Annotated in this window: 13 protein-coding genes; 12 read left to right on the plus strand and 1 reads right to left on the minus strand. The window is 39.7% G+C overall.

All coding sequences use genetic code 11. The features are described from left to right. Positions 1-2 precede the first annotated feature (2 nt). The 5 genes from pknB (at position 3) to spoVM (ending at position 4,518) form a co-directional block, all read left to right on the plus strand. The gene (gene pknB, locus AC1MGI_RS12275) at positions 3-2,000 is read left to right on the plus strand and encodes a Stk1 family PASTA domain-containing Ser/Thr kinase (protein WP_480345507.1); all 1,998 of its coding nucleotides are present in this window, start codon (positions 3-5) and stop codon (positions 1,998-2,000) included. A 23-nt stretch (positions 2,001-2,023) separates the two neighbouring features. After that, the gene (gene rsgA, locus AC1MGI_RS12280) at positions 2,024-2,905 is read left to right on the plus strand and encodes a ribosome small subunit-dependent GTPase A (protein ID WP_480345508.1); all 882 of its coding nucleotides are present in this window, start codon (positions 2,024-2,026) and stop codon (positions 2,903-2,905) included. 3 nt (positions 2,906-2,908) lie between these two features. After that, positions 2,909-3,553 carry a ribulose-phosphate 3-epimerase gene (rpe, locus tag AC1MGI_RS12285; protein ID WP_480345509.1) on the plus strand — a complete coding sequence of 215 codons (645 nt, stop codon included), beginning with the start codon at positions 2,909-2,911 and terminating at the stop codon, positions 3,551-3,553. Positions 3,554-3,662: 109 nt separating this feature from the next. Further along, positions 3,663-4,316, plus strand: a complete 654-nt coding sequence (locus AC1MGI_RS12290) for a thiamine diphosphokinase (RefSeq protein WP_480345510.1) — start codon at positions 3,663-3,665, stop codon at positions 4,314-4,316. 121 nt (positions 4,317-4,437) lie between these two features. Then, the gene (spoVM, locus tag AC1MGI_RS12295; RefSeq protein ID WP_062181279.1) at positions 4,438-4,518 is read left to right on the plus strand and encodes a stage V sporulation protein SpoVM; all 81 of its coding nucleotides are present in this window, start codon (positions 4,438-4,440) and stop codon (positions 4,516-4,518) included. Between the two features lie 383 nt (positions 4,519-4,901). Here the strand turns inward: spoVM and rpmB are convergent, their stop codons facing one another. Continuing rightward, positions 4,902-5,090 (minus strand): 50S ribosomal protein L28, encoded by a 189-nt coding sequence (rpmB, locus tag AC1MGI_RS12300; RefSeq protein WP_028392895.1) that lies wholly within the window; start codon positions 5,088-5,090, stop codon positions 4,902-4,904. A 246-nt stretch (positions 5,091-5,336) separates the two neighbouring features. Between rpmB and AC1MGI_RS12305 the strand changes: the two genes are divergently transcribed. From AC1MGI_RS12305 to plsX, 7 genes are all read left to right on the plus strand, one after another. Next, a complete protein-coding gene (locus AC1MGI_RS12305) occupies positions 5,337-5,699 on the plus strand; it encodes an Asp23/Gls24 family envelope stress response protein (protein ID WP_062181275.1) in 363 nt (120 codons plus the stop codon). A 17-nt stretch (positions 5,700-5,716) separates the two neighbouring features. Continuing rightward, positions 5,717-7,393, plus strand: a complete 1,677-nt coding sequence (locus tag AC1MGI_RS12310; RefSeq protein WP_480345511.1) for a DAK2 domain-containing protein — start codon at positions 5,717-5,719, stop codon at positions 7,391-7,393. Positions 7,394-7,686: 293 nt separating this feature from the next. Continuing rightward, positions 7,687-8,349: an L-serine ammonia-lyase, iron-sulfur-dependent subunit beta gene (sdaAB, locus tag AC1MGI_RS12315; RefSeq protein WP_480345512.1), complete on the plus strand. Its 663-nt coding sequence runs from the start codon at positions 7,687-7,689 to the stop codon at positions 8,347-8,349. Between the two features lie 346 nt (positions 8,350-8,695). Then, complete coding sequence (sdaAA, locus tag AC1MGI_RS12320; protein ID WP_480345513.1) at positions 8,696-9,580, plus strand: L-serine ammonia-lyase, iron-sulfur-dependent, subunit alpha; 885 nt, start codon at positions 8,696-8,698, stop codon at positions 9,578-9,580. Then, positions 9,577-11,625 (plus strand): ATP-dependent DNA helicase RecG, encoded by a 2,049-nt coding sequence (gene recG, locus AC1MGI_RS12325; RefSeq protein WP_480345514.1) that lies wholly within the window; start codon positions 9,577-9,579, stop codon positions 11,623-11,625. Before sdaAA ends, recG begins: the two co-directional genes overlap by 4 nt. Positions 11,626-11,988: 363 nt before the next feature. Beyond that, the gene (gene fapR, locus AC1MGI_RS12330; RefSeq protein WP_480345515.1) at positions 11,989-12,573 is read left to right on the plus strand and encodes a transcription factor FapR; all 585 of its coding nucleotides are present in this window, start codon (positions 11,989-11,991) and stop codon (positions 12,571-12,573) included. After that, positions 12,570-13,547, plus strand: a complete 978-nt coding sequence (plsX, locus tag AC1MGI_RS12335; protein WP_480345516.1) for a phosphate acyltransferase PlsX — start codon at positions 12,570-12,572, stop codon at positions 13,545-13,547. The genes fapR and plsX overlap by 4 nt, the downstream gene beginning before the upstream one ends. The last annotated feature ends 1 nt before the right edge of the window (position 13,548 follow it).

The following is a 13,548-nucleotide window of genomic DNA, read 5'->3' on the forward strand; positions in this document are numbered from 1 at the left end:
TTATGTTAATTGGTAAAAGAATTAACGGCCGTTATAAGTTATTGGAAATGGTCGGCGGTGGTGGAATGGCCAATGTATATTTGGCTCAGGATATGATTCTTGAACGCGAAGTAGCGCTTAAGATTCTCCGCATGGATTTCAATAATGATGAAGAATTTATCAAGCGTTTCAATCGTGAGGCCCAATCTGCAACAAGTCTTACTCACCCGAACATCGTCAGCATTTATGACGTTGGAGAAGAGGGTGATATTTATTATATCGTTATGGAATATGTGAAAGGTCTAACCCTTAAACAATACATACAAAAGTTTTATCCGGTCCCAATTGAAAAAGCACTGGACATTCTTAAACAAATTACGTCTGCTATCTCTCAAGCGCATCATAACGGAATCATTCATCGAGATATTAAGCCACAAAATATCCTGATTGATGATCATGGGAATGTGAAGATTACTGATTTCGGTATTGCCCTTGCATTAAGCGCGACCAATATTACACAAACGAATGCTGTACTTGGCTCTGTTCATTATCTGTCACCAGAACAGGCAAGAGGAGGCATGGCAAATAATAAATCAGATATTTATTCGCTTGGCATTGTCATGTTTGAACTATTGACAGGAAGACTGCCGTTTTCGGGGGAATCGGCTGTTTCAATTGCTCTGAAACATCTTCAATCAGAAACACCTTCTCCAAAACGTTGGAATCCTTCTATCCCACAAAGTGTCGAAAATATTATTCTTAAGGCGACTGCCAAGGACTCTTATTATCGCTATGAAACTGTAGATGAAATGGAAGATGATATAAGGTCTGCACTGAATCCCGAACGTACGAATGAAACTCCGTTTGTGATCCCTGAGGATATGGACGCGACAAAGGCAATTCCAATTATTTCAAGTGACAATATGACTGGGATAGATGAAACGCTTATTCGTGGACCGGAGAAAAATACGGTGGTTTATCCAGAAGAAGAACTAGGTGAACCACAAAAAGGCAACAAAAAAACTAAAAAGGTTAAGCAAAATAAAAAGAAACGAAAAAAATGGCCGCTTCTCTTATTTTTTACTTTCTTTTTATTGCTGGCTGTAACAGCTGGAGCGATATATGCTTATCCAATTATTATGGGACCGAAAGATGTCACAATCCAAGATGTAAGTGGAGAAAAAGCAGATGATGCGATTGCGATTCTTGAAGAACAAGGCCTTGTTGTAACGAATCCTATACTGTTAGACGACGAAGTAGTACCTGAAGGAAATGTTATTCGTATCGATCCACAAGAAGGACAGATTGTAAAAGAAGGAAAAGAAATTAAAATGTTTGTAAGTAGCGGCAAAAAGAAGATTGTAATTCCCGATTATACTAACAGGATCTACGATGATATTCAATCGCTAATAGCTGGCCGTTTTAAGGATATAATCATCACCCAAGTTTTTGATGAAAGTGAACCAGGTACGATTGTCTCACAAAGTCCAGCATCCGAATTGGAGCTAATACCGTCTGATACTGTGCTTGAATTGACGGTAAGTAAAGGACCTGATTATTTATCTTTAAAAAATCTTAAAGAATTCAATCAAACGGGGCTGGATGACTACGAGAATGATGCGGAAATTACGATTCATGTAGTAAGAGAAGAATATAGTGATACAATTGGTGAAGGTCTTGTCATTTCTCAAGAACCCGCCCCTTTTACGAAAATCAAAAAAGGAAGCCAAGTCAATGTTGTACTATCGAAAGGGAAGGAAGAAATTCCTCCCAAGCAAGTGAATGTAAACATTACAATACCGTATGAACCGGAAGAAGAAGGAAAACCGCAGGAAATTCAGATTTTCATTGAAGATATGAATCATAGTATGACAGAAACGTATGAACCACCATTCTTTATAACTTCTGAGGCGTATCGAACATTAGAATTCACAGTTCAGCATAATAAAAAAGCCGGATATAAAGTCGTTCGAGACGGTCAAGTGATTTTGGATGAAAAAGTGGAATATCCGAAAGAGTAATCAAACATCTAAGGAGTGAGTCTATGCCAGAAGGAAAGATCATTAAAGCACTGAGCGGTTTTTACTATGTGTTGGATGGGGAGGAAGTCATTCAGTGCCGTGGTCGAGGGGTTTTTCGGAAAAATAAAATCACTCCGTTAGTTGGTGATTCAGTCGTGTATCAAGCTGAGAATCCTACTGATGGATATGTCTTAGAAATTAAAGATCGCAAGAATGAACTAGTCAGACCTCCAATTGCCAATATAGATCAGGCGATTCTTGTTTTTTCTGCAGTGGAGCCAGATTTTAGTACAACCTTGCTAGACCGTTTTCTAGTCGCTATCGAGGATAATGAAATTGAGCCAATCATTATTATTAGCAAAATTGATCTTGTAGTGGAAGCTAAAAAAGCAAGCTTGGATCAATACATGAGAGATTATCAAGAGATTGGCTACACCGTTATTAAAACTTCGAGTATTACAAGCGATGGGATTGAAGCGCTACTGCCGCATTTATCAGGAAAAACAAGCGTCTTTGCTGGTCAATCCGGTGTAGGAAAGTCTTCCTTGCTAAATACAATCAATCCAGAATTATCGTTAGAGACAAATGATATATCCAGCCATTTAGGACGAGGGAAGCATACTACACGTCATGTAGAGCTTATTCATGTAGGTTCAGGTCTCGTTGCCGATACACCTGGTTTTAGTTCACTAGAATTTATGGACATTGAAGTAGACCGTTTAGCTTATTGTTTTCCAGAAATCTATCAAGCAGGTGAAAGATGTAAGTTCCGAGGTTGTTTGCATGACAAAGAACCTAAATGTGCAGTAAAAGAAGGGGTAGCTCAAGGTGAAATCCCTAGCTACCGCCATAAACATTATCTTCAAATATTAGAGGAAATAAAAGATAGAAAGCCGAGGTATTAACAAATGGTTAAAATTGCACCATCGATTCTTTCTGCAAATTTTGCAAAGCTAGGTGAAGAGATTAAGGATGTTGAAAGAGGGGGAGCGGATTATATTCACGTTGACGTGATGGATGGCCATTTCGTTCCGAACATTACCATAGGTCCGCTAATTGTTGACGCAATCCGTCCAGTTACTGATTTACCATTAGACGTTCATTTAATGATTGAGGCTCCTGATCAATATGTGGAAGCATTTGCAAAAGCAGGAGCGGATTATATTACTGTTCATGTTGAGGCCTGTCCGCATCTTCACCGAACAATCCAATTAATCAAATCTTTTGGTGTGAAAGCGGGTGTCGTGCTTAATCCAGCTACACCCGTTTCATCGATAAAGCACATTATTGAAGACGTCGATCTTGTTCTTCTGATGACGGTGAATCCCGGTTTTGGCGGACAGAAATTCATTCACACAGTCCTACCTAAGATTAGCGAAGTGAGGGAGATGGCCAATGCTTTGAATCCGGAACTTGAAATCGAAATCGACGGTGGAGTAAATGAAGAAACGGCGAAATTATGTGTTGAGCATGGTGCAACCGTTTTAGTAGCAGGATCAGCTATTTATAATGAAAGTGACCGAGCTTTAGCAATAAAAAAACTTCGCGGGTAATAATGAAAAACCGACTCCTTTAGCGGATGGATCGGAGAGGGGAATCCTTTTCGAATCTAGTTTGAATAAGGGGCGGTTTTTTTTATATTCTAAAATGGAGGTACAGCTAATGATAATTAGTATTGTAGCGGGTGGACCGGTAGCTTTACTCCCGGATTTGAACGTATATCGAGAGAAAACAAGCGTATGGGTGGGGGTAGATCGAGGTGTCTACACGCTCATGAAACACGATATTGTCCCAGATGTAGCGTTCGGAGATTTTGATTCTGTTACAGAAGCAGAGCTTGCAGACATCAAGAAAACATTGAATCATCTGGAAATATATCCATCTGAGAAAGATGAAACTGATTTAGAGATTGCCTTCAACTGGGCGCTTTCAAAACACCCAGAAGAAATCTATGTATTTGGTGCAACGGGGGGAAGAATGGATCATTTTATCGGAAATCTTCAACTCCTGCTAAAAAAACCACTTCTCGAGCAAAAAAATAATCTGAACATTTTTATCGTAGATAAGCAGAATCTAATATCGTTCAAAACACCTGGTACATATTCTTTGGAAGCTATGAATGATAAAAAGTATGTATCTTTTCTACCTATTTCAACTGAAGTAAAAGGAATTACATTGGCAGGTTTTAAATATCCGTTGACCAATCATGTTCTGCCCCTTGGTTCAACCCAATGCATAAGCAATGAACTTATTTCGCAATGTGGGAATTTTTCATTCACTGATGGCATATTAATGGTGATAAGAAGCAGTGATTAATCATCACGCTTGGCAGGATAAACGGACTTATTTTATTTTACCGATATCCGCTAATGAAATGATAACAGGCAATTAGTGATGTTTCTGAATGTAAGAGCAGATGTATACGAGGAGGGGCATTATGAAATTTTATACAATTAAGCTACCAAAAGTCATAGGCGGCTTGGTAAGAGCGATGCTTGGAGCGTTCAAGAAAGGCTGAAGATATATAATTGATAACAAACACCCGGATTTTGGGTGTTTTTTTTGAGGAAAAACTAAAGTTCTTTATAATACGTGTTCAAAAAGAAGGATAAAAAGAGCCAAGAAGTTCTGCGAGCGCATCTCGAGAACCTTTCGCGTATGCAGTGACGTTTGGGACCGGACTTGCACAGAAGATTATTTATGTGCTTTGATGCAATTTTTTACCAGTTTTTTAAACATCCTCTTAGAGCGATGGCTAGTTGATCTTATTGAATGGTACAATTATGCTTGAGGAGAAAGCATCGTTATGGTATCCAATGGCAGGTTGGGACTTCTATGCATTGGCTTATGGTTGTTGCCGATAAATTAAAAAGGCACCCTTATGCAAGGATGCCGTTTACATTATACGCGTTCTACTTTACCAGATTTAAGAGCTCTTGCAGAAACGTATACACGTTTAGGTTTACCGTCAACTAAAATACGTACTTTTTGAAGGTTAGCCCCCCATGTACGTTTGTTAGCATTCATTGCGTGTGAGCGTTTATTACCAGATCGAGTTTTTCTACCAGTGATTACACATTGACGTGCCATATTAAATTCCCTCCTAACTACTAATGCTTAGGTTTTCATAGTATCTTAAGTCTTATGAAATACCTTAATAATTTATCACACCTATCTGGAGAATGCAATACTTCTGTTCATTACTTTCAAGAAAAATACCTTGACATGCATGGCAGATAATTGATTTATACTAACACGGCATGACAATTCCTTTTAATACACTTGCCAATATAGTAAAATGTTTATAGCTAATGAGATTTTGGGAGGGGAACGTATATGTCTATTGAATTAAAAACTAAATTTGGGCAAATTGATATTTCTAACGATGTAATTGCTACAGTTGCAGGTGGCGCTGCGGTGGATTGTTACGGTATTGTAGGAATGGCTTCTAAGAAACAAATTAAAGATGGCATAACGGAAATCTTGCGTCGTGAGAACTTCACTAAAGGTGTGATTGTACGCCAAGAAAATGATGAAGTCCACATTGATATGTTTATTATTGTAAGCTATGGAACAAAGATTTCCGAAGTTGCGCACAATGTACAGTCAAAGGTAAAATACACCCTGGACAAAACGGTCGGATTAGCTGCAGATTCAGTTAATATTTTTGTACAGGGAGTTCGCGTAACGAACCCTTAAATCGAGGAGGAAGTTTTGTGTCAATAACAATCTTAGATGGAAAACGTTTTGCGGAAATGATCATTCAAGGTGCCAATAATCTGGCAGCGAATGCTAAAATAGTTGATGCATTAAACGTTTTTCCTGTTCCTGATGGTGATACAGGGACAAATATGAATTTATCGATGACTTCTGGTGCGAAGGAAGTACAAAATCATGTACAAGTTCATATAGGGAAAGTTGGGGCGGCGCTTTCAAAAGGGTTGCTGATGGGAGCACGTGGTAATTCAGGTGTTATCCTTTCCCAACTATTCAGAGGATTTTCAAAATCGATTGAAATGAACTCCGAAATAAATAGTCAAGAATTTGCACGAGCATTTGAAGCTGGTGTTGAAACAGCATATAAAGCAGTGATGAAACCTGTAGAAGGAACCATCCTCACCGTTGCGAAGGATGCTGCAAAACAAGCGATGATGTCTGCTATGAAACATGAAGACTTGATCGTGGTGATGGAGGAAATTGTGAAAGAAGCAAAAGCTTCTTTGAATCGTACACCAGACTTGTTACCAGTATTAAAAGAAGTCGGGGTAGTAGACAGTGGTGGACAAGGTTTAGTGCTTGTATATGAAGGTTTTTTAGCTGAATTAAAGGGTGAAGATCTTCCTGGTACACTTGACCATCTTCCGTCTATGGATAAACTAGTTAGTGCTGAACATCATATGAATGTCCAAAGCCACATCAATACCGAGGATATCGTGTATGGTTACTGTACAGAGTTCATGGTGAGACTTGAAGATGCCAAGATTTTAAAAAAACCATTTGCCGAGGAGACATTCCGGAATGATTTAAGTCGATTAGGTGATTCCTTACTAGTGATTTCGGATGATGAAGTGGTAAAGGTACATATTCATTCGGAGACTCCTGGAGACTGTCTGAATTATGGACAGCAATACGGTAGTTTAATTAAACTAAAAATCGAGAATATGCGCGAGCAGCACACAGCTATTGTGGGTGAAACAAATGCTACTTTAACTGTAGGGTCAAAACCGAAAGTAAAAGAAAAATACGGCATTGTTTCAATATCAATGGGTTCAGGTATTAGCGAATTGTTTAAAAGTATTGGTGCGACCGTAGTTATTGAGGGCGGCCAAACGATGAATCCGAGCACTCAAGATATCGTTAAGGCTGTTAGAGATGCGAATGCAGAAAAAGTTATCATCCTGCCGAATAATAAGAACATTATTATGGCTGCACAACAAGCTTGTGACCTTCTTGGAGACCATGTAGTTGTTATCCCTTCTAAAACGGTTCCTCAAGGGATGTCAGCGCTCTTAGCGTTCAATCCAACCAACGACATTAACGAGAACGCTGTAGCTATGGGAGAAGCTTTGTCTCATGTCAAAACCGGCCAGATTACGTATGCGATCCGTGATACGAATATTGATGGATTGGAAATTGAAACAGGGGACTTCATGGGCTTATCAGAGGGTAAGATTCAAACGAAGAGCAAAGAAAAGCTTCAAACGGCTAAAGATCTTTTGACAAGCATGATCGATGAAGATGCTGAAATTCTAACGATCCTGTTTGGGGAAGATGTAACGCAAGACGAAGTAGACCAATTGGTAGAATTTTGTGACGAGACCTTTACTAATGTCGAAATTGAAGTTCATAGCGGAAATCAGCCGCTCTATTCTTTTATCTTCTCAATTGAATAATCATCTTTCAATCGTCCATTAAGAAAAGAAATAACTAGGATTACTCCCAATCTTTTCTCTTGCTGATCTAAGTTGTAAATGTCAAAATAGAACTGCGTGCCTTCTCGGTATTGCGGTTCTTTTTTATCATTAGAAACATTGACATACTTATGTGCTCCGAAGTTCTTTAGAGTGAATGATTCGTAATATTCTTACACTTGAAGTTTCACTTTATTGGAACTTGTTCTTGATTTATTAAGAAAATATTAAAAGGTATGGTTGATAAAGAATCTGAAAACTAAGGAGAGTAATCGATGAAGTATAAAAGCGTATTTGACATTATCGGTCCTGTGATGATAGGTCCTTCAAGTTCACATACCGCTGGTGCGGCAAGGATTGGACGAGTTGCCAGAAATCTCTTTGGACGCGAACCAGAGTGGGCTGATATTTATTTGTATGGATCATTTGCAAAAACATATAAAGGGCATGGAACAGATGTTGCGCTTGTTGGCGGTTTACTAGATTTTGATACATTTGATGAACGAATTAAACAATCATTAGATTTAGCCGCTTTAAAAAAAATGAAAATTTCTTTTCATGAAGAAGAAGCGGTGCCAGACCATCCAAACACAGCGAAATTAGTGATTGGCGACACGCAAGGTGAATTGGAATTGGTTGGTATTTCTATTGGTGGCGGAAAGATTGAAATTACTGAACTAAATGGATTCAAGTTGCGATTGTCTGGTCACCATCCTGCTATTCTAGTTGTGCATGATGACCGTTTTGGAGCGATTGCTAACGTGGCTAATATTCTATCTAAGCACGAAATAAATATAGGTCATATGGAAGTGTCGCGTAAGGAAAAAGGAAAAATGGCTTTAATGGTCATTGAAGTAGACCAGAATATCGATGACGTTGTTTTAGCGGAAATTGAAGGACTTCCTTATATTACGCAAGTTGCGAGAGTAGTTGATTAACGATTACTAGAACATACAAAATAAGAAATATGAAAATATTAGTGCGTGTTCAAATAGGAGGATAAAAGAGCCGAAAAGTTCGAAGAGCGATCGTCTCTAGACCTGCGCGGTTTTAACAGAAGGTCATTCATGAGCTTTGATGCAATTCGCAAGCTTTTTTACCGGACTTTTTGAATAGCCTCTATAAGTTTTTTTAAAGCAGTTAAGATGTCTAGTGCAAGGCGCTATCTGTTTAAGGTTACAAGTCAATCTGTTAAGAAGGTCAAGAAAACGACATTCATGTCGGCTCTCTTGTGCTTGTCACGGATAAGCGAGAGACTTTTAGTTTGTCTAAGGAGGATATTAAATGTTTCGAAATGTAGCGGAATTAGTAGAAATGGCAGAGTCCAAACAAAAGAAAATTTCTACAATCATGATTGAACAGGAAATTGAAATAACTGGAAAAACGCGTGAACAAATCTTGAAACAAATGGAAAATAATCTTGATGTCATGGAAAAAGCGGTGGAAAGGGGACTAGCAGGAGTTAAATCTGTCTCAGGGTTAACGGGTGGCGATGCTGTTCTTATGCAAGAATATATAAAAAAAGGAAATTTTCTTTCAGGTGAAGTGTTGCTTGATGCAGTAAGTAAAGCGGTTGCGACGAATGAAGTGAATGCTGCGATGGGAACGATATGTGCAACGCCGACTGCTGGTTCCGCAGGGGTTGTTCCAGGAACACTTTTTGCAGTACAAAAAAAGTTAAATCCTACCCACGAACAAAAAATTGAGTTTCTTTTCACTTCAGGCGCTTTTGGGTTTGTAGTAGCTAACAATGCATCCATTTCGGGCGCTGCTGGCGGTTGTCAGGCTGAAGTAGGGTCAGCAGCAGGAATGGCAGCAGCGGCAATTGTGGAAATGGCAGGAGGCACGCCACAGCAATGTGCACAAGCAATGGCTATAACACTGAAAAATATGCTGGGACTTGTTTGCGATCCAGTGGCGGGGCTCGTGGAAGTACCTTGTGTAAAACGGAATGCAATGGGAGCAGCAAACGCTATGGTAGCGGCTGATATGGCTCTAGCTGGTATAACAAGTCGTATTCCTTGTGATGAAGTAATTAGTGCAATGTTCAAAATTGGTCAATCGATGCCTTCTGCACTAAGAGAAACGGGTGAAGGAGGATTGGCGGATACACCAACTGGTCGAGCTTTAGCAGCTAAAATCTTTGGTATGCCGCTTACGCAAGAGTGAATCTGTCATTATTAGATCCTGTGACCGCCATTAAGGGAATTGGAAATGAAACAGCAGTGGCCCTAGAAGAGCTGGCTGTTACAACTGTTTTGGACCTATTTGAATATTTACCATTCAGATACGAGGATTATCGATTAAAAGATTTAGAAACGACGGAGCATGATGAACGGGTTACAGTTGAAGGGAAACTTCACAGCCAGCCATCGCTTACTTATTACGGCAAGAAAAAGTCGAGGCTGATGCTAAAATTATTAACCGGCAGATACTTAATCACGGTTATTTTTTTTAATCAGCCTTATTTAAAAAGCAAAATGAACATAAATGATGTAATTACTGTGACCGGTAAATGGGATCGTCATCGCCAAATGATAACCGGAAATGAATGCCATTTTGGTTCTCATAAGGTGGAGAATGAGTTTGAACCCGTTTATTCGGTGCGCGGAAGTATATCTGTCAAAGGACTACGAAGATATATTACAAATGCTTTTGCACAATATGGAGCGTTGCTTGAAGAAAACTTGCCGGATTCATTACTAACTCGTTATAAGCTGATGCCTCGGCCAAATGCACTTCATTCAATGCATTTCCCTGAGAATGCACAGACTGTCAAGCAAGCTAGAAGACGATTTGTATACGAGGAATTTTTATTATTTCAGCTGAAAATGCAGGCCATACGTAAAATCCAAAGAGAGCAATCACGCGGAATTCAGCAAATATTTGATGGGGAAAAGGTAAAACTGTTCATCGAATCTTTACCTTTTCCGTTAACAGATGCTCAAAAACGTGTCGTAAATGAAATTTCAGTTGATATGGCATCCCCTTTTCGAATGAATCGTCTGCTTCAAGGAGATGTAGGATCAGGGAAAACCGTTGTGGCTGCAATTGCCCTTTTTTCTTCTGTCACAGCAGGATATCAAGGTGCACTAATGGTGCCTACAGAAATATTGGCAGAGCAACACGCCCATTCCTTAAAGGCTATGCTTGAACCAGTAGGAATTTCGACCGACCTTCTTACGAGTTCGGTCAAAGGGAAAAGGCGCCGTGAGCTTCTTTTAGCTTTGGAAAAGGGAGAAATAGATATTTTAATTGGTACCCATGCGCTCATTCAAGAAGAAGTGAATTTTTGTAACTTAGGTTTAGTGATTACGGACGAGCAGCATCGTTTCGGTGTGCGACAGCGGAGAATTCTCCGAGAAAAAGGGGAAAGTCCTGATGTACTCTTTATGACTGCGACACCGATTCCACGAACATTGGCGATTACGGTTTTTGGAGAAATGGACGTTTCTACTATCGACGAAATGCCAGCAGGTAGAAAAGTAATTGAAACGTATTGGGCAAAACATGATATGCTTGACCGAATACTCCATTTTATTGAAAAAGAATTACGTCAGGGACGTCAAGCATATGTCATTTGTCCACTTATCGAAGAGTCTGAAAAACTCGATTTGCAAAACGTGTTGGACGTTCATGGGATGCTCACCCACTATTATGCGGGGCGTTTTCATGTAGGGTTAATGCATGGTCGTTTACCTGCTGATGAGAAAGAAAGTATTATGAAGCAATTCAGTGATAATGAGGCTCAGATACTTGTCTCTACAACCGTGGTTGAAGTGGGTGTGAATGTGCCGAATGCGACGGTCATGGTCATATATGATGCAGAGCGGTTTGGTCTTGCCCAATTACATCAACTGAGAGGCCGTGTTGGTAGGGGGAGTGATCAGTCGTATTGTATCCTTCTTGCAGATCCTAAATCAGAAAATGGTAAAGAGCGGATGAAGATTATGACAGAAACGAATGATGGCTTCGTTCTATCTGAAAAGGATTTGGAGCTGCGTGGTCCTGGTGATTTTTTTGGAAAAAAACAAAGTGGATTACCTGATTTTAAAGTAGCTGATATGGTTCATGATTACCGTACACTTGAGGTAGCGAGAGATGATGCCGCTCGATTAATTGCTTCAGAAAGTTTTTGGAATGACCCCCAATACAACCTACTTAGAAAGAGCCTTGAAGAAACGGGCGTATTGAATGGTGAGAAGCTTGATTGATAGATTTTTTAAGTACGTGTTTAACAAGTATTGATGCTTTTCATAGCACCTGTTACGAACGGGGGACAGTTATGTTAACATAACTTGTTTTTTGTAGCCTAGGACTGGTGACAGTTTAGTTTGAAAAATATGAGAGATATATGTTTTAAACGAGTTTTGATGTCTAATTCAAGCATCCTAACCTCTAGCCCGTAAGCCAAGCAATCTGATGGGGGAGAAGGCCGTTCCTCATGCAGCTTTGCTTGGCTTAGGTAGATTTTGGGTTGGTCAATCTGCTTGCGCTTTTGTTCTTGCAATCTGCTTTTTTTATCTATATACTACTATTAGTACCTAGTCATAATACTATGGATGGTGACCTTCAAAATGCGAAGAAATAAGAAGGAACGCCAGCAGTTGTTAATCGAAACGATAAAGGAAAACCCTTTTGTTACAGATGAGGAGCTGGCTAATAAATTTTCGGTTAGTGTACAAACTATACGTTTAGACCGACTTGAATTATCAATACCTGAGCTTCGTGAGCGCATTAAAAATGTAGCGGAGCAAACATTAACTGATGAAGTACGGGCTTTACCGTTGGAAGAAGTCATCGGTGAAGTAATTGATATACATTTAGATCAACAAGCTATTTCAATTTTAGATATAAAAAAAGAACATGTTTTCCAACGAAACGGGATAGCAAGGGGACATCATTTATTTGCACAGGCAAACTCTTTAGCGGTTGCTGTCATTAATGACGAGTTGGCTTTAACAGCAAAAGCTTCTATCTTGTTTACCCGTTCAGTAAAGGAAAACGAAAGAGTTATTGCCAAGGCGAAGGTGCTGAAGACTGATCATTTAGCAGATCGTTCTCTCGTTGAAGTAAGTAGTTTTGTAGGGAATGAACTGGTTTTTAAGGGAGAGTTCGAGATGTTCCGATCATGTCAGCTAGAAAAGGATGAAAAACGATGAAGATAGCGATGGATGTAATGGGTGGAGACCATGGTCCGAAAGAAACAGTACTCGGAGCGATGAAGGCTGTTCAAGCATTTCATGATGTAGAGATTATTCTTGTCGGAGATGAAACTCAAATCAACGCTCACTTAACCAATAAAGAGCGGATCACAATCATACATACAGAAGAAAAAATTCTAAGTACGGATGAGCCTGTTCGTGCAGTACGAAGAAAAAAGGCGGCATCGATGGTATTAGCGGCCCAGCAAGTAGCAGATGGAATAGCGGATGCATGCATCTCTGCGGGTAACACAGGTGCTTTAATGGCTACAGGGCTTTTCGTTGTTGGTCGTATTCCGGGTATCGAGCGTCCGGCACTTTCGCCGACATTACCAACAATCGATGGTAGAGGATTTGTCTTGCTTGATGTCGGTGCGAATGCAGATGCGAAGCCTGAACATCTTGTCCAATATGCCATTATGGGTTCGATCTATGCTGAGAAGGCTAGGGGAATTTCAAGCCCTCGTGTTGGCTTACTTAATATTGGTACCGAGGAGAAAAAAGGGAATGAATTAACAAAACAAGCTTTTACACTCTTAAAAGAAGCTAATATTAACTTTGTTGGGAATGTTGAAGCTAGAGACTTGCTTGAAGGTCCTGTAGATGTGGTTGTTACTGATGGGTTTACTGGCAACATTGTGCTCAAATCCATTGAAGGGACAGCCATGAGTGTATTTACAATGTTAAAAAGTGCATTAATGAGCAATATGAAAAGTAAGTTGGCAGCAGCTGTATTAAAGCCAGAGCTAAGGGGAATTAAAAACCAAATGGATTACTCTGAATACGGTGGAGCAGCCTTATTTGGATTGAAGGCCCCTGTCATTAAGGCACATGGATCATCAGATGCTAATGCCATCTATAATGCAGTACGCCAGACAAGAATCATGGTTTCTAACGAAATGGTGACAACGATTAAGACTGCAATCGAATGAA

The organism is Peribacillus sp. BM1 (genome assembly GCF_056679975.1).